The sequence below is a fragment of the Deltaproteobacteria bacterium genome, from assembly GCA_016709225.1.
Lineage (GTDB): Bacteria > Myxococcota_A > Polyangia > Nannocystales > Nannocystaceae > Xiheibacterium > Xiheibacterium phototrophicum.
Map to the genome: position 1 here is coordinate 622,888 of JADJEE010000002.1, position 17,479 is coordinate 640,366.

Below are 17,479 nucleotides of genomic sequence, written 5' to 3' on the forward strand. Positions count from 1 at the left end.
GGACGGGAGCGACTATCGGCCATGCGGCCGGCCGTGGCAACGGTTCGCCGTGGGCCAGCCCGCGTCCGGTTGGCCGGCCACCCGCGCGCGCGTGAAATCTCCGAGGCCGTACGCGCGTCGCGGTGCGCATGCGAGCGAACCAGCGCGTTTCCAGCCACGCGTGCACACTGTGCCCCGACATGCACAGGCGTCCTTCGGCCCTCGCCCTCGCGCTCGCGCTCGTCCTCTCGTGCCAGCCGGCGCCGACGGCCCAGGGGCCCGCGCCCGCGACCGCCGATGCCGTCGCCCAGGCCGAGCCAGCGGTCGACGCGCTGACGTTCCCGCCGCCGCAGCTGCGTCGCGAACGACGCGCGATGCCGAGGCGTCTGCGCACCGCCGGTGACGACGCCAAGCTGGCGATCACCGCGCCCGAGCTCGACGACGACAACCACTTCGAGTTCGCCGGCCAGACGCTGCGCATCTCGTTCAACGGCAAGGTCCACGGCGATCCGGCGCGGACGGCCGCGGACCTGCTCACGATCACGCCGGCGGTCGCCGGCAAGGCCAGCATCATCGGCGACCGCGCGCTCGAGTTCGTGGCCGACGCGCCCTTCGATCCCGAGGCGGACTACACCATCGCGCTCGCGGGCCTGCGCGACGAGCACGAGCGCCCGGTGTTCGAGGGCTGGACCGCACGGTTCCGGGCCGACCCGCAGGTGTGGATCGGCGGCAAGATGCTGTCGTACCTGCCCAAGCCCGGCGAGCCGCGCATCGTCGCGATCGAGCCTTCGGGCGGGCTCGAGGTCGGCACGCGACCGCGCATCGAGGTGCTGTTCGATCAACCCGTCGACCCGCGCGCGGTCGCGGGGCTGGTCACGCTCGAGAGGGGCCACGCCGAGGGCGGTGCCGAGCTGCCGGTGAAGCTCAAGCGCGGCAGCAAGTCGGTCTTCGCGGGCATCAAGATCGACAAGCGTCACGTCGTCGTCGTCACGCCCAAAGCCGCGCTCGCCCCCGGCAGCAGGTTCACCGTGGTGCGCAACGACCCCGGCGCCAGCGACTATGATCGCCGGCTTGCGCTCTCGGTCGCCGAGCGCATGGCCTTCGGCGGCGTGGAGTGCTGGAGCAGCGACACCTGCAGCTGGTCGTCGGGCAAGCTCTCCCTGGGTGGGGGCAGCTTCGCCATCACCTATACGAACCCGGTCGCGGCCTCCAACAAGGAGGCGCCCACGCTGGTGACGGTCGACCCACCGGTGCCCAACCTCTCGGTGTGGAACGACACGTGGAGCTCGACCGGTCGCCTCAACATCTCCGGCGGCTTCGCGCCCTCGCAGCACTACCACCTGGTGGTCGCCGCGGTGCGCGACCGCTTCGGCCAGGGCACCGACGGCGTCGAGTTCGACATCGACACGCTGCCGCTCGCCGCCAGCGCGACCATGGCCGAGGGCGCCCAGACCCTCGACGGCACCCAGGCCGGCGCGGTCGCGATCACCACGCGCAACGTCGAGCGCGCGACCCTCAAGCTGTGGCGGGTCGGCGACGACGGCGAGTCGTTCGATGCCGCCCAGCAGCAGCTGCGCGAGCGCGAGATGCCCAACCGCAGCCCCGACGAGACCATCGAGCTGAGGCCGGCCGCGACCCTCGATCAAGACGTCGTCACCACCGTCGATCTGGCCGCCAAGGTCGGCCGCGATCGACCGTGGTTGGTCGCACTGCAGCTCGACCAGCCCGCCTTCGGCGCACGCGTGGTCAGCTATCCGTCGTGGAGCTCGGCCTCGCGGGCGCCGCTGTCGATGGTCACGGTGTACGACGAGCGCGCGCTGGCGGTGCACACCCAGGCCGCGCCCGACGCGGTGTTGGTCCACGTCGCCCGTCTCGGCGACGGCCAACCCCTGGCCGACGCGACCTTCTCGATCGACACCTCGCCGCTGGCGGGCGTCACCACCGACGCCGACGGCTTCGCGGTGCTGCCGCTGACCGACGACCCCGCGATCAAGCGGCTGCTGCACGTCGAGCACGAGGGCCGGCACGCGCAGATCCGGCTGGGCCAGGGTGGCGCCGACGCCAGCACGCTCGCACCGCAGTGGGCGGGCGAGCCGGTCGAAGGCGGCGACGTGCGTGCGATGGTCGTGACCGACCGCGGCGTGTATCGCCCGGGCTCGACGATCTTCTTCAAGGGCATCGCCCGCACCGTCGACGGCGATCGTCTGCCGCCGATGCCCCGGCACCCGGTGCGCGTGCGCGTGACATCGCCGACCGGCGACGAGGTGCTGAACACCTGGGGCTGGACCACCGAGCACGGCGGCTACGCGGGCCAGTTCGACACCGCGGCGCACGCCGAGATCGGCCGCTACACGATCGCGTTCGAGCCCGCCGTCACCGACGCGACGGCGTGGGCCACGACCACCGTGCAGGTGGCGGAGTTCGAGCCGCCGCGCTTCACCGTCGACGTCGACGCCGCCGTCACCGCGCGCACTCTCACCGCGAAGGTCGATGGCCGCTACCTGTTCGGCGCCGCGATGGACGGCGCCGCCGCGGCGTGGACGCTGCGACGCCGCCCCGCCGAGCTGCCGCAGGGCGACATGGTCGGGCGCGGCCTGTCGTTCGATACCCGCAGCGCGGGCGCTTGGTACGACGACGACGACTGGGGTGAGGACGGCGATGGCGACGGTGACGACGACGGCGATGGCGGCGGTGATGGTGCGACCGCGTGGATGCGCAGCGGCGAGGCCGTGCTCGACGCCGGCGGCCACCTGAAGGTCGATCAAGCCATCGAGCTGGTCGACGGCGACGGGCCGCAGCGCTTCGTGTTCGAGGCCACGGTGCAGGACGAGTCACACCGCGCGATCGCGGCCCGCGACGAGGTGCTCGTGTTCGACGCCGAGCGCTACGCCGGCGTGCGCGTCACCGACCACTCGCTCGAGCTACCACGGGGCAAGACCCTCGAGCTGCCGCTCGAGCTGGCGGTCGCCGACCGCGAGGGCAACGCGATCGGTGGCGCCGAGATCGAGGCCGTGCTCGAGCGCATCGATTGGGAGCGCACGCGCAAGCCCGGGCCCGGCGGCGGCTGGACCGACGACTGGCACACCGTGCGCAAGGAGGTCGCGCGCTGCAAGGTGAAGTCGACCCGCTCGGTGGTCAGCTGCCCGCTGGTGCTCGAGCGCGGCGGCGACTACGAGGTCACCGCCTTCGTCGACGGTCGTCGCGGCGGCCGCGAGGGCTTCTGGGCGTGGTCGTGGGGCGGCGAGCAGCCGTCGCAGCGCCCGGGTCACGCGCTCGAGGTGGTCGCCGACAAGCGCGAGTACCAGCCCGGCGAGACCGCCAAGATCGAGCTCACCAACCCCTTCGCGAAGGCGATCGCGATCGTCACCCGCGAGGGCGCCGGCACCCGTGTGATCGAACACCGTCGCATCGAAGGCCCCAGCGCGACCTTCGACATCCCGCTCGACGCCGCGCAGGCACCGGCAGCGTTCGTGACCGCGACCGTGCTACCGATCGAGAGCACGCCCGAAGCCAGCACGCAGTGGAAGTTCGGCGCCGTGCGACTGCCGGTGTCACTCTCGGATGCGCGGCTCGAGCTCGCGGTCCGCAGCGACAAGCCCCACTATGCGCCGGGTGATCGCGCCGTCATCGACGTCGAGGTCACGCGCAACGGCGCCCCCGTGGCCAACGCCGACGTCGCGCTGGCCGTGGTCGACGAGGGCGTGCTGCGGCTGACGAACTTCCACGCCCCCGATCCGATCGCCACGCTACGACCGGCTGGCGGGTTGTCGCTGCGTGTCATCGACAACCGCGACGTCATGGCCGCGCTGGCGCAGGGCTCCCACGTCGCCGGCGACGGCGGCTCCGAGGGCGACGCCTCGTTGGTCACGACCCGCAAGAACTTCGTCCAGACCGCGCTGTGGCGCCCCGATCTCGTGACCGACGCCGACGGCCACGCCAAGCTCGAGCTACCGCTGCCCGACAACCTCACGCGCTTCCGCATGATGGCGGTGGTGCTCGACGACGACGGCCGCGGCGCCGTGAAGGAGGACGCCTTCGAGGTCCGCAAGCCGCTGATGGTGGTGCCGGCGGTGCCGCGCTTCGCAATCATCGGCGACCAGTTCGAGGCGGCCGCGGTGGTGCACAACGGCACCGACGCCGCCTTCACGGCGACGGTCGTGCTCGACGGCGAGCGACGCGAGCTCGAGCTCGCCGCCGGTGGCCACGCGCGCGTGGCATTCCCGACCACCGCCGTCGACGCGGGCACGCGGGTGTTCGCATTCGACGCGACCGCCGCGGGCGGCCTGCGCGATCGCGTCGAGGTGTCGCTGCCGGTGCAGGCGCCCGGCATCGACGAGCGCCCACGCCTGGCCGGCAGCTTCAGCGCGGCGCAGGACATCCGCCTCGAGGTGCCCGACGACGTGTTCGTCGACGAGCTCGAGCCCGACTTGTTGGTGACGATGGGCGTGGCGATGTGGCCCGAGCTCGGCGAGCGACTCGAGTTCCTGGTCGACTATCCCCACGGCTGCGTCGAGCAGACCACCTCGAGCACGCTGCCGCTGCTGGCCGCGCGCGACCTGCTGCCGCGGCTCGGCTTCCTGCGCTACACGCAGAAGCAGATCGACGAGCGCATCCAGGCCGGTGTCGACCGCCTCGCGAGCATGCGCACCGGTGACGGCGGCCTCGCGTACTGGCCCGGCACCTACCCGTCGAACCCCTACGGCACCGCCTACGCCCTGCGTGCAATCGTGAGGGCCGAGCAGGCCGGCGCGAAGATCCCCGCGGGGATGCGCGAGGGCATGGTCAGCTACCTCGAGGGCCAGCTCGGCAGCTCGAGCATGTACCCCGGCGATCTCGAGGTGCGGGCCTCGGTGGCGCTGTCGTTGTCGGAGGCCAAGGCGCTGCCGGCCTCGGCCGCCGACGCACTGGTCGACACCGCCGCGGCGCAGGGCCCGTTCGGTCAGGCCACGCTCGCGCTGGCGCTGTCGAGCTTGCCGGGCGAGGACAAGCGCGTTGGCGAGCTGCTCGACAAGGTCGAGCAGGCCTTCGACACCGAGGGCAAGCTCGTCGCCAAGCCGGTGCAGGGCGAGTTCGCCTATTACGGATCGGCCGAGCGCACGCGGGCCCAGGCCGCGCTCGCGCTGCAGCGGCTGCGACCGGCGTCGCCGCTGCTGGGCAAGCTGCTCGATCACCTCGCGCGCTCGACCGGCTCGTACACCACGCAGTCGACCGCATTCGGGCTCATCGCGCTGGCGGAGCACCTGGTCGACGTGACGGCCGAGCCGATCGAGCTGTCGGCGACCCTCGACGGTGAGCCGTTGTTCGCCGATGCGCTCGAGACCCTGCGCATCGGCGCCGGTGCGGCGCGCTTCCACATCCCGATGTCGCGCCTGCGTGGTCGGCCCGGCGTGCTGCGCCTGCGCAGCACCAGCGACAAGCCGATCGGCTTCATGGTCGACGGCCGCTGGCGACGCCCGTACGCCGCCGTCGGCACACTGGCGGCGACCTCCGCCGCGCACGGCCCCGACCTCTATCGCGTGCTCACCGACCCCAAGGGCGAAGAGCTCGACCTCGACGCCGTGCACCCGGGCCAGATCATGCGCGTCACGCTGCTCGCACGCATGCCGGAGCCCGAGGACCTCGAGCGCGACCGCCTCGGCTACGTCGCCATCACCGACAGCATCGCTGCCGGCTTCGAGCCGATCCAGCCCGACCTCGCGACCGTCGCGGAGGTGCCCGGCCTGGCCGACGATCATCCGTTGCACGAGATGCTGTCGTGGGGCGCGGCCGAGGCCAGCTTCAGCGAGCTTCACGACAACCGCGTCAACCTCTACTTCGATCGCGTGTGGGGCAGCTGGGTCGCGGCCACCTATCTGGTGCGCGCGACCACGCCGGGCAGCTTCATGATGGCGCCCGCCCGCGTCGAGCTGATGTACGAGCCCGACAGCCTCGGCTACAGCGACACCGCACGGGTGACGGTGAAGCCGTGACCAAGGCCTGGCGCCGCCGCCTGCTGCTCATCGCGACCACCGTGGTGATCGCGGGCGCGTGGCTGTCGTGGCGACGCCTGTGGGACGACCTGCGTGAGCGCGCCGGCGAGCCCAGCGACGCGCTCGAGGATCGGTGGTTCGATGGCCAGCGCGTGCTCGACCGCAACGGCGCGCTGCTGCGCGAGCTGCCGACCGACCACAACCGACGCGGTCGCCCGCTGACCCGCGGCGAGCTCGGGGAGCGGCTCGTGACCGCGACGCTCGTCAGCGAGGACCGCTCGTTCTTCGAGCACGACGGCATCGACCGCGCCGCGCTCGCGCGCGCGCTCGAGCAGAACCTGCGGCACACGCGTCTGGTCTCGGGCGCCAGCACCATCACGCAACAGCTGGTGAAGCTGCTCGACACCCGCGGCGTGCCCGGCGACCGCGATCTCGAGCTCAAGCTGCGCGAGGCCGCACGCGCGCAGAACCTCGAGGAGGTGCTCGACAAGGACACCATCTTGGTCGAGTACATGAACCGGCTGCCGTACGGCCACGGCCTGGTGGGGCCCGAGGCGGCCGCGCAGGGCTACTTCGGGGTGCGCAGCCGTGACCTGTCGTGGGCCCAGGCCGCGCTGCTCGCGGTGCTGCCCCGGGCGCCCTCGGCCCTCGATCCGGCCAAGCACCTCGCACGCGCGGTGCTGCGTCAGCGGGCGCTGCTGCACGAGTTGCACGGCGCCGGTCACCTCGACGACGACGCGCTGGCGCGGGCCCTGGCCGAGCCGCTCGAGGTGCAGACCATCGAGCACCCGTTCTTCGCGCCGCACTTCATCGCGATGCTGCAGGCGGAGTCGCGACTCGCCGAGCACGGGGTCACTCGCACCACCCTCGATCTTCGATTGCAGCGCGACGTCGAGGGGCTGGTGCGCACCCACCTGGCGGCGATCGGCGAGCACGGCGTCGGCAATGCCGCGGTGATGGTGGTCGACAACGCCAGCGGCGACGTGCTCGCCTACGTCGGCAGCGCCGACCCCGAGTCGCTCGACATCGACGGCGCGGTCGACATGGTGCGCGCACGTCGACAGCCCGGTTCGACGCTCAAGCCCTTCGTGGTGGCCGCGGCGTTGGCCGCCGGCCACAGCCCGACCGAGCTGCTCGCCGATGTGCCGACCGAGTTCATCGAGGGCGGCGGTCAGGCGTGGGCGCCGGGCAACTTCGATGGCGGCCACGTCGGCCCCATCGCGCTGCGCGAGGCGCTGGCGGCCAGCCTCAACGTGCCGATGGTGCGGCTCGCCGCGGAGCTCGGCGCCGCGCGGCTGCTCGCGCAGCTGCACGCGCTGGGCTTTGGCAGCCTCGATCGCGAGGCCGACCACTACGGCCTGTCAATCGCGCTCGGCACCGGCGAGGTCGAGCTGCGCGAGCTCGCGGCGGCGTACGTCACCCTCGCGCGCGGCGGCGAGTCGATCCCGCTGCGCGTCGATCTCGACCAGGCAGTGCCGGCCGGCGTGCGCGTGATCGATGCCGGCGTCGCCGCAGCGGTCACCGACGCGCTGTCGGATCCCCTCGCGCGCGTGCGCTTGCTCGAGGGCCGCAGCCCGTTCGACATCGGCTTCGCGCTCGCGGCCAAGACCGGCACCAGCTCGGGATATCGCGACGCGTGGACCGCGGGCTACACCCACGAGCGCACGGTGGTCGTGTGGGTCGGCAACGCCGACGGCCGTGCGACGCGACAGGTCACGGGCGCCGGTGGTGCTGGGCCGCTGTTCGCCGACGTGATGCGCCGCGCGATGCTCGACGTACCGACCCGCGCGCCGCTGCTGGCCCACGATGCGCTCGAGCGCGTCGAGGTCTGCGCGCTGTCGGGTACGCGCCCGCACGACGACTGCCTCGACCGTGTGGTGCGGGGCTTCGTACCGGGCGCGGCCCCCCAGGCCGCGTGCACGATCCACCGCCGCGCCACGCCGGTCGCCCGCGCCCGCGACGGTCGCATGCGCTGGCGCTGTGACGGCCACGGTGAGGTGGTCGCGCGCATGCCCGCCGAGCTGCGCACCTGGCTTCAGGGTCTGCCCGATGGCGCCCCTGGCCGCGACGCCGACGGCCTCCCGTGGCTGGCCGACGATCGCGTCGACGGTTGCGACGACGGCGAGCACGGCCCGCCCACGCTCACGATCACGGCCCCGCTCGCGGGCAGCGTGCTGCCGCGCGCGACCCCCGGGATCGCCGATCGCATCGAGCTCGCCGCCGCCACGGGTGGCGGCCTCGACGTCGATGCGGTCGACTTCGTGCTCGACGGCCGCGTCGTCGCCACCGCCCGCGGGCGCCTGATCGCCCGCGTCGCGGTCGGCCCGGGCGATCACGAGCTGTACGCACGGCCCCACGACGGCGATCGCACCGCGGTCGCCGAGCGGATCCACTTCAGCGTGCGCTGACCCGCCCGCTCGCCTGGACGGCACGGGGTCGACCGGAGCGCGCGCGGCGGTGCGACGCGGCCGGCCGGGCTCGCGCCGCGGGCATGCACCCGGTCGATCGGGGACAATGCCCCGCACGGGCGCCACCACCGCCCCGCACGATCGGCACTTGCTGTCGCGGCGTCCGCAGTTTTGGCGGATGATGGCCATCCAACTCCATGCGGGCCGACACGATGACGACGATGCCGATGCGACGAACACGGGGCGTGCGAGCGATGGGCGGCGTGCTGTCGGGGCTGTGGCTGGCCGCGTGCAGCTCCGACCCCAACGCGGTCGCGAGCGAGACGACCTCCGACACGAACGGCGGGGTCACCATGACCGCGGCGGGTCAGGAGTCCGAGGGCAGCGGCGCAGGCACGACCGGAGCGACCACGACCGCCAGCACGACGGCGACCGACACCACCACCACCACGGGCTCGAGCAGCGAGGGCTTCGATCCGCCGGTCAACTTCGACCTCGGCGGCAACCCCGACTCGCCGCCCGGCCTCGACAGTGGCTGCCACGCGGTCGACTTCCTGTTCGTGATCGACAACTCCGGCAGCATGTCGGCGCAGCAGGCCCAGCTGCTCAACAGCTTCAACGGCTTCATCACCGCGATCCAGGACTCGCTGGATCAGGTCGACTCCTATCACGTCGGGGTCATCACCAGCGACAACTACACCGGCAACGCGCCGGGCTGTCAGACCATCGGCGATCTCGTCAGCGAGACCCATGGCTTCGACGCGGCCAACCAGGTCTGCACGCCGTTCGCCGACGGCTATCGCTTCGCGACCGACGACGACGACCTGATCGAGAAGTTCCCTTGCATGGCCCACGTCGGCACCGGCGGCAGCCCCATCGAGCAGCCGGTGACCGCACTCATCGCCGCGCTCGACCCCGCGAAGGCCGTCAACGGCGGCTGCAACGAGCAGTTCATCCGCGACGAGGCCATCTTGGTGGTGGTGATCGTGACCGACGATCCGCCGTACCAGTTCGACATGGACGACGCCCATCCCAACACCGACACCACGATGTGGCACGACCTGGTGGTCGAGGGGAAGAACGGCAACGAAGAGGCCATCGTCGTCATCGGCTTCATCCCGTGGATGAACATCGCCTGCACCGCGGCCGAGAGCCCCAACCTCATCGGCTTCGTCGACTCGTTCGGCGAGCGCGGCGTGAAGGCCAGCGTGTGCGAGCCCGACTACGGGCCGCTGTTCGCCGCCGCCATCGACACCATCGAAGGTACCTGCAGCAACTTCACCCCCTGAAGCCCTCCCGGGCCACCACCGACCGCCGCATCGGGCCCCCCGTAAGGGTGACGCGGCGGGACCGTTTGCACCGTCGTGCAGCTCGCGATCGCCCCCCTGCTCCTGCTCGTGGCACTCGCCGGCCCGGCCCCCGCGCGCGACGCCGATGCCGGCGAGGCCCAGCGCCTCTACACCCTGGGTGAGCGCGCGATGGGTGAGGGCCAGCCGACCCGCGCGGTTCCACTGTGGCGACAAGCCATCGTCGCGCTGCCGCAGACCTCCGCCTACGATCGCCTGCGTCACCGCTTGGTGCTGCGACTCGGCTATGGCCTGATGGCCGCGTGGGAGCGCAGCGGCGATCGCCGCTACCTCCTCGATGCGCAGCGGCTGCTCGAGCGCTACGTCGAGCGGCACGAGGCCATCTTCGGCGACGATGCCCGGGCGCGCGCCGAGCGGGGCGAGGTCTACGAGCAACTCTACGAGGTGGAGCGTCGCGCCACACCGCCGGCGGCGAACGACGACGACGGCACCGCGGCCGCGAGCACCACGAAGGACGAGCGGGGCCCCGACGCGCGGGGCCTGAAGCGCGTGGTGCGAGTGAAGACCCGTCGCTGGCATCCGCCGACCCACGACGATGCTCGCGTGCACGAGTGGATCGCCGGGCCGCAGACCTCCGTCGAGACCGGGCTCGTGATGACGGCGCCGACCCTACAGCCCCTCGATCCGCCGCGGGCCTACGTGCGCCTCGCGGGCCCGGTCGGCGGCGGCGACGATCGCAGCGGCGGCGACGATCGCGGGCGTGGCCGGCGGTCGCTCGCGCGGGCGGCCCTCCTCGCGGCCCGGCCCGCCCTGCGCGCGTGCTTCAGCGACGCCTTCGCACGCTCGCCCCACGACGTCGTCCGCACCGCCGTGCGGCTGGAGCTCGGCGACGACGGACGCATCCGGGCCGCCGACGTGGTCGGCGAGGATGTGATCGACGCGGCCGGCAGCGCATGCGTCGAGCAACAGCTGGCCTCGGTCGCGCTCGATGCCGGCGATCACGGACAAGACACCCTGGAGCTGCCGCTGGTGTTCTTCTGGAAGGACGCCCGCATGCTCGACGAGGCCAACGGCGTGATCGTTCGCGACCACTGGGACAGCTGGCAGCGCCCGCGCGAGCTCAACCATGGCGCGATGGGCTTCCTGCCGCCGGTCGATCAGTTCAAGGGCCACTGACGCGGGCGCGAGCCGGTCGCAGGTCGCAAGGGTGTCACGACGGCGGCAGCTCGTAGCGCGCGAAGTACTGCCGCATCAACCATCGCCGGAACCAGCGGTTGATCCGCGGCAGGTCCACGCACCAGCGCCCCCACAGCACCAGCGAGTGGGGCCCCAGGCTCACGCCGTAGGCGAAGCGAGGCCGGAAGCGATGCGGGTGCAGCGGTGGCACCTGCTCCGCCGACTCCGCCGAGAGCACGGCCGCGACGTTGCGGGCAACCACCTTGGCCTGCCAGAGGCACTCGATGGCGCGCTGCATCGTCGGCCACTCGCCCTCACCACCGACGATGCGCACCGCATCGCCACAGGCGAAGATGGTCGGATCGTCGCGCTCGCGGCTGGCGAAGCACTGCAGCGTCGGGGACACCGCCAACCACCCCTGTGCGGTCTTGGGCAGTGCGAGCGTCGCCAGCAGCGGCGCCGGACGGATGCCGCCGGCCCACATGGCGAGCGCACACGGCAGCACGCTCTCGCCATCGTTGGCATGCAGCGTGACCCTGCCCTCACCGACCGCGGCCACGCGGGTGCCGAGCCGCACGTCGACGCCGAGCGACGCGAGCACCTGGGCGACGCGCGCGGTGATCACCGGCTCGAGGTTCGGCACCAGCCGCGCGTCGGCGCCGACCAACGTCACGTGGGGCGCGCGGGGCCACGGTCTCGCCGGGCGATCGCGCAGCGCAGCCAGCTCCGCGGCCAGCTCGACGCCCGAGATGCCACCACCGATCACGACCAGCTCCGGCGTACCCTCGCCGGCTCCGAGCGCCTCGCCGAGCGCGGCCTGTAGCCGCTCGAATTGCGCCGCGCTCTTGTGCGACAGCAGGCGCTCGTGCCCGGGTAGCGACGGCGGCGGCACCAGCTCGCTGCCGACCGCCAGCACCAGCACCCGCGCCTCGAAGCGGCGACCGTCGGCGAGCACGACCGCATGCGCGTCGACGTCGACATCGGTGACCTCGCCCTGGACGAACCGCGTGCGCGGCTGCGCGTCGATCCACGCCGCGGTGTGCAGCAGCGAACGCGCGGCCGGCAACGCATCCACCAGGCGCTCCTGCATCAGCGGGATGTAGCCATGTTCGCGCACACGATCGATGACGAGCACGCGCGGCGGACGATCGGCCAACCGACGCTGCAGCTGGTACAGCACCTCGATGCCGGCGAAGCTAGCACCGACGATGATGACGTCGGCGTCGGGGCCCGACGTCGACGCCGCGGGCTCAGTCGCCGAAGACATGGACCTTGTGCCGCACGCTGGCGGGGAAGCGCGCGCGGACGATCGCCTCCGCATCACGGCGGGTGTGTCGCGGGCTGCGGTGCACGAGCACCAAGGCATCGCCCTCGAAGCGTTCGGCGATCGCGATCAGCTCGTCGACGTGGGTGTGCCCCCAGCTGCGGGTCTGCTCGACCGAGCGGCGATCGTCCCACGCGGTGACCTCGTGCACGAGCACCTTGGCCCGCTGCAGTCGTGGCTCCCGCTCGAACAGCTCGATCTGCGTGTCGCCGCTGACCGCCAGCACTGCCACCGTGTGCTCCTCCGTGGTCGAATCGCCCGCCGCACGCATGGCCGCCAGCTCGGCACCGCTGCGCCCGACCAGCTCGGGCAACAGACGCGCGGTGGTCCGCTCGACGATCCACGACAACGACGGCACGCGATGCACCGAGCGCACGCAACTCGCCCGCACGCCGCGCCCGAGGTCGACGACATCGCCGGGTACGTGGGGCACCAGCTCGAGCGCCAGCTCGAAGCCCTCGATCTCGCTCCACGCCCCGAAGATGCGCCGCAGCGGCGCCTCGATCTCGGCGGGCACGTGTACCTGCGGTGGTGGCAGGCCTGCCAGCTGTCGCTGAGAGATGAGGTACGGCAGGCCACCCAGGTGATCCTGGTGGCCGTGCGTCACGAGGATCCGCGCGAAGCAAAGCTGGCCCCGCACGCTCCCGCCGACGTCGAACATCAGGTCCAGCTCCGGCACCATCAGACAGGTCTGGATGCCGCCACGGGTCACGCCGCGCAGGGTCAAGCCTGCGACGGCCAGCTCGTCTTCGCCCTCCGTCACCGATCGCGCCGCAGGCTCAGGCCACGAAGTTCCGGTTGGGGGTCCACAGCACCGTCGGCGCGGTGGCCTGCTGCGCACGGGCGCGGTGGCCAGTCGTGGCGCCCGCGCTCGCGCGCGGCGTCGCCATCAATGCGCGCGCGGCTGCGACGATCTTCTCCGGCGAGACCACCACGTGCTCCTCGAGGTGGATGTTCTGCGGGATCCCCGGCACCGGATCCTGGCCCAGCACCCGCGTGACGACGCCGTGGCCGAGCGTCTCGATCGTCGCGCCCTGGATCTCGCGGCCGAGGCTGGCGAACACGCGATCTTCGTGCACGACCAACAGGCGCCCGGTCTTGTTCACGCTCGCGAGCACGCAGTCCATGTCGGGCGGCACGATCGTGCGCAGGTCGATGACCTCGACGTCCACACCGGCGGCCGCCAGCTGCTCGACCGCGCTCGCCACGAACAGCGTCGAGCGCCCCCACGTCACGATGGTGAGGTCGCGGCCGGGCCGACGGATCGCCGCCTTGCCCAGCGGCACGCGGAAGTCGTCGGGCAGGTCGGGCGCGAAGCCCTCGAAGGCGATCGCACGCTTGAGCGCGGCGACCTCCTTGGGATCGGTCGGCTCGCCCGGAAAGGCGTCGCCGAGGTTCATGCGATACAGCCCCTTGCTCTCGAACACCAGCACGGGTCCGGTGAACTCCGCCGCGGTCCGCAGCATGCCGTAGACATCGCGCGAGGTCGTCGGCGCGATGATCGTGAGGCCCGGGATCGACGCGTAGAAGCCCTCCATGCACATCGAGTGGTAGAGCGCGCCGCCGTGCAACGGCTCCACCGGCAGACGCACGATCACGTTGGCGTGGATGGTCCCGCCCGACGACCACAGTAGATTGCCCAGGTAGACCAGCTGGTGGAGCGTGTTGAGGCTGTAGTCGGAGAACTGGATCTCCGGCAGCGCGGTCGAGCCGGTGTGCAGCGCGAAGCCGATCGCGCTACCGACGATGTAGGGCTCGTTGATCGGCGCGTCCCTGACCTGCCGCGGGAACTCGTCCCACAGCCCACGGGTGGCCTGCATGACGCCGCCCTTGCGCGCGACGTCCTGTCCGTACAGCCAGGTGGTCGGGTTGGCGCGCAGGATCCCGCGCAGCGAGGCTCGCACCGCACCGTTGATCGAGATGACGGTCTGCCGCCCGACCTGCGGGGCCTCGTGCACCACGGGATACGGATCGCGCACGTGGTCGAACACCGTCGACGGATCGGGCTCGGGCTCGCTGGCCGCGGTCTCCATGGTGCCGACGATGTACGCATCGGCCTCGGTGCCGATGCGACCGAGGTCGTGGCGCGCGTAGTAGTCCTTGGTCGCGCCGTCCTTGCGGCGGATGATGTCCTCGGGCTGCAGCACACCGCAGCGCACCAGCGCCTCGCCGAAATCGATCAGCGGATCGAACTGGTCGAACTTGAACGTGACGTCGGCGGCCGAGCTGTGGTCGTTCAACCGCGAGAGGTTGCGGACCCACAGCAGCGCGGGGGCCTGCTGCGAACGGCAGAACTGCGCGGCACGGCGGGTGGTGTCGTAGACGTCGATGAAGTCGTTACCGTCGCAGGTGTAGTAGGCGAAGCCGAACGCGCGCGCATACGACTCGAAGTCGCGGATGCCGCGACCGTCTTCGGGTAGCACGCTGATCGCGACGTTGTTGTCGGTCACGATGAGCAGCCACGGCAGCGACAGGATCGATGCGCCCGTCATGCCCTCGTGCACGTCGCCCTCGGCACAGGTGCCGTCGCCGACGATGCAAACCGTGAGCGCGTCCTCGATGCCGCGCACGCGGTAGCCGTGGGCGTAGCCGACCGACTTCGACACCTGCATGCCCAGCGCCGACTGCACCGGCAAGGTGTTGTGCCGCATGTCGTTGAAGTGCGCGGTCATCTGGCGGCCGCCACTCCACGGATCGGTGCTGCGCGACAGCTGCTGGCGCATGTGATCGAGGTGGAAGTCGTCGTAGCCCCGCAGTCGCGACCACATCGCCAACAGCGACGCCGAGCGGTAGTGGCCGCAGATCGCGAAAGCGTCCGGGTCGGCCACGTCGGCGAACGCCAGCGCGCTCGCAGTGCCGTGGATCTCCTCGCCAGGGCCCCAGATCGCGAACTTCACCTGGCCCTTCAAGCACTCCTGGACCACGCGCTCGACGTGCAGACGCGCCATGCAGGCCTCGCGGTACGCCAGCCGCAGCCGCTCGGGCGTCAGCTCGGCAAACTCGGACAGCCGTGCGAGGTCGTACTGCAGCTCGCTTCCGCCGGGACCTGATGCGTCGGGCATGACCACTTCGCTTTCTACGCGTCGACGCATGACGCTCGGGCTCGAGCGGCTCGCGTGCGCGCGACGGGAGCCTATGCGAAAGCGGCGGGAGGGTAAATCGAGACCGGCCGCGCTCGCGGGAGCGAGGCGGCCGGTTTCTCACGGTGGAGATGTCGACGCGCGTGCACGCGCGCCGGCGCCCAGCGGCGCGCGCCTCACTGGTACGGATAGCCGCCCGGCGGAGGCTGCTGCGGGTAGCCGCCCTGCTGCGGCTGCTGCGGATAGCCCTGGTCCTGCGGCGGGTAGCCCGGCTGCTGCGGATAGGGCTGCTGCGGCTGCTGCGGGTAGCCACCCTGCTGCGGTTGCTGCGGATAGCCCTGATCCTGCGGCGGATAGCCCGGCTGCTGCGGATAGGGCGCCTGCTGCTGCGGCTGCGGTGCGCCGCCGATGTTGCCGAGGCTGTCCGGCACGCCGGGGATCGAGGCCGCGCCGGCCTTGATCGCATCGAGTCGCTGCCGCGCCGCGGGCACCGCGTCGACCCCCTCGAGCTGCTGCCGCACCTCGAAGTAGGCCCGGATCGCGATGGCCGCGAACATCGGGATGAGCAGCGCCAGGCCGGCGTTCTGCAGCACGCCGCCGATCGCGAACATCGCCCACCACATGTACGAGCCGTCGTCGAACGGGATGCGCAGCACGGTGCCGATACCAACCGTGACGACGTTGACGATGACCGCGAGGATCAGACCCGCGATCAGCGTGCGCACGAGCACCGGCTTCCACAGCTCGAAGTTCCGCTTGATCAGGTCGACCCAGAAGAGATCTTCGAACAACCAGATGCCCGGTACCATGAAGCCGAGCGCGATCGAGCCCACGAAGTAGTTCGCGATCTGCGACCATCCGCGGCCGAGCGCGGCCTTGTAGGCGTCGAGCCAGGTGACCCGGTTGCCGAAGTGCGCCTGCGCCATGAAGTAGGCGGAAGCCGGCAGACCGACGAACAAGATCAGATTGCCCAGGCGCAGGAACAGGTTGCCGAGCGAGTAGAGGGTGAGCAGGTAGAAGACCGTCGCGACCAACGCGAAGCCGACCAGCGGGATGCCCAGCACCATGAAGGTGGGGATCAACGCGGCGGTCACCTGCCCGAGGCCGTACTTCACGTCGCCCATCGGACCGCCGGCGGCATCGCTCGCCCCCGGCACACCACCGGCCGGGGCCGGCTGCTGCGATCCCATCGGCATCATCGCCTGTGGCTGCTGCGGCGGCGCGCCGAAGCCCTGCTGCGGCGGCATGCCCGGCTGCTGCGGCGGTGCACCGAAGCCCTGCTGCGGTGGCATGCCCGGCTGCTGCGGCGGGGCGCCGAAGCCCTGCTGCGGCGGCATGCCCGGCTGCTGCGGCGGGGCACCGAAGCCCTGCTGCGGTGGCATGCCCGGCTGCTGCGGCGGTGCACCGAAGCCCTGCTGCGGTGGCATCCCCGGCTGCTGCGGCGGTGCACCGAAGCCCTGCTGCGGTGGCATCCCCGGCTGCTGCGGCGGTGCACCGAAGCCCTGCTGCGGTGGCATCCCCGGCTGCTGCGGCGGTGCACCGAAGCCCTGCTGCGGTGGCATCCCCGGCTGCTGCGGCGGTGCACCGAAGCCCTGCTGCGGTGGCATCCCCGGCTGCTGCGGCGGTGCACCGAAGCCCTGCTGCGGTGGCATCCCCGGCTGCTGCGGCGGTGCGCCGAAGCCCTGCTGCGGTGGCATGCCCGGCTGCTGCGGCGGCGCGCCGAAGCCCTGCGGCTGCTGCGGCTGCTGCGGCGGCATGCCCGGCGGCGGTGCGCTCACCTGTCGCTGCACGCCCGGCATCGGCGGCGGGGCGGCCGACTGGAATCCGCCGGGCGCCTGCGGTGCCGGCGGTGCCGGTCGAGCCATGCCGGGATGCGCGAACATCGTGCGACTGGCCTGCACGGCCCCGGGGAAGTCGATGTGCTGCACCGTGATGATCGACTGCCCGACCCGCACGGCTTGGCCGATCGCGAGCTCGATCGGCTGCTGCAGTCGCTCGCCGGTGGGCATGAACGAACCATTGGTGGACCCGAGATCGCGAAACACCAACTTGCCCGCGGCGAAGCGCATCTCCGCATGCCGACCCGACACCTGGGGATCGAACAGCGCGATGTCACCGACGTCGCGGCCGATGATGATGACGTCCTTGTCGAAGGACTTGGTCTCGGGGGGACGCCCAGCGTACTGGACGTACAGGGTGTACAGCGCCATGCCGGCTCCTGATTCGAGGTAGGCTC

General features: G+C 71.8%; 8 protein-coding genes. 4 read left to right on the top strand and 4 right to left on the bottom strand.

The features are described from left to right. Nucleotides 1–179 precede the first annotated feature (179 nt). From IPH07_16865 to IPH07_16880, 4 genes are all read left to right on the top strand, one after another. Nucleotides 180–5,948 carry a hypothetical protein gene (locus tag IPH07_16865; protein MBK6919069.1) on the top strand — a complete coding sequence of 1,923 codons (5,769 nt, stop codon included), beginning with the start codon at nt 180–182 and terminating at the stop codon, nt 5,946–5,948. Continuing rightward, nucleotides 5,945–8,356, top strand: coding sequence for a penicillin-binding protein 1C (pbpC, locus tag IPH07_16870; protein MBK6919070.1), 2,412 nt, complete (start codon nt 5,945–5,947; stop codon nt 8,354–8,356). The genes IPH07_16865 and pbpC overlap by 4 nt, the downstream gene beginning before the upstream one ends. A gap of 227 nt (nt 8,357–8,583) precedes the next feature. Next, the gene (locus IPH07_16875; GenBank protein MBK6919071.1) at nt 8,584–9,645 is read left to right on the top strand and encodes a VWA domain-containing protein; all 1,062 of its coding nucleotides are present in this window, start codon (nt 8,584–8,586) and stop codon (nt 9,643–9,645) included. A gap of 75 nt (nt 9,646–9,720) precedes the next feature. Then, complete coding sequence (locus tag IPH07_16880) at nt 9,721–10,839, top strand: hypothetical protein (protein ID MBK6919072.1); 1,119 nt, start codon at nt 9,721–9,723, stop codon at nt 10,837–10,839. Nucleotides 10,840–10,873: 34 nt separating this feature from the next. Here IPH07_16880 and IPH07_16885 read toward each other — a convergent pair whose 3' ends face one another. The 4 genes from IPH07_16885 to IPH07_16900 all read right to left on the bottom strand — a co-directional run bounded on the left by IPH07_16885 (nt 10,874) and on the right by IPH07_16900 (nt 17,453). Next, nucleotides 10,874–12,106: an FAD-dependent oxidoreductase gene (locus IPH07_16885; protein MBK6919073.1), complete on the bottom strand. Its 1,233-nt coding sequence runs from the start codon at nt 12,104–12,106 to the stop codon at nt 10,874–10,876. Then, the gene (locus IPH07_16890) at nt 12,090–12,926 is read right to left on the bottom strand and encodes an MBL fold metallo-hydrolase (GenBank protein ID MBK6919074.1); all 837 of its coding nucleotides are present in this window, start codon (nt 12,924–12,926) and stop codon (nt 12,090–12,092) included. The genes IPH07_16885 and IPH07_16890 overlap by 17 nt, the downstream gene beginning before the upstream one ends. Nucleotides 12,927–12,942: 16 nt before the next feature. Further along, nucleotides 12,943–15,225, bottom strand: coding sequence for a hypothetical protein (locus IPH07_16895; protein MBK6919075.1), 2,283 nt, complete (start codon nt 15,223–15,225; stop codon nt 12,943–12,945). Between the two features lie 194 nt (nt 15,226–15,419). After that, entirely contained in the window at nt 15,420–17,453 is a 2,034-nt protein-coding gene (locus tag IPH07_16900; protein ID MBK6919076.1) for an FHA domain-containing protein, read from the bottom strand. Nucleotides 17,454–17,479 lie beyond the last annotated feature (26 nt).

Bases quoted from the DNA above. Each gene is read 5' to 3' on its own strand.
- IPH07_16900 (MBK6919076.1), bottom strand. From the start codon at position 17,453: ATGGCGCTGTACACCCTGTACGTCCAGTACGCTGGGCGTCCCCCCGAG.
- IPH07_16865 (MBK6919069.1), top strand. From the start codon at position 180: ATGCACAGGCGTCCTTCGGCCCTCGCCCTCGCGCTCGCGCTCGTCCTC.
- IPH07_16885 (MBK6919073.1), bottom strand. From the start codon at position 12,106: ATGTCTTCGGCGACTGAGCCCGCGGCGTCGACGTCGGGCCCCGACGCC.
- IPH07_16875 (MBK6919071.1), top strand. From the start codon at position 8,584: ATGCGACGAACACGGGGCGTGCGAGCGATGGGCGGCGTGCTGTCGGGG.
- IPH07_16895 (MBK6919075.1), bottom strand. From the start codon at position 15,225: ATGCCCGACGCATCAGGTCCCGGCGGAAGCGAGCTGCAGTACGACCTC.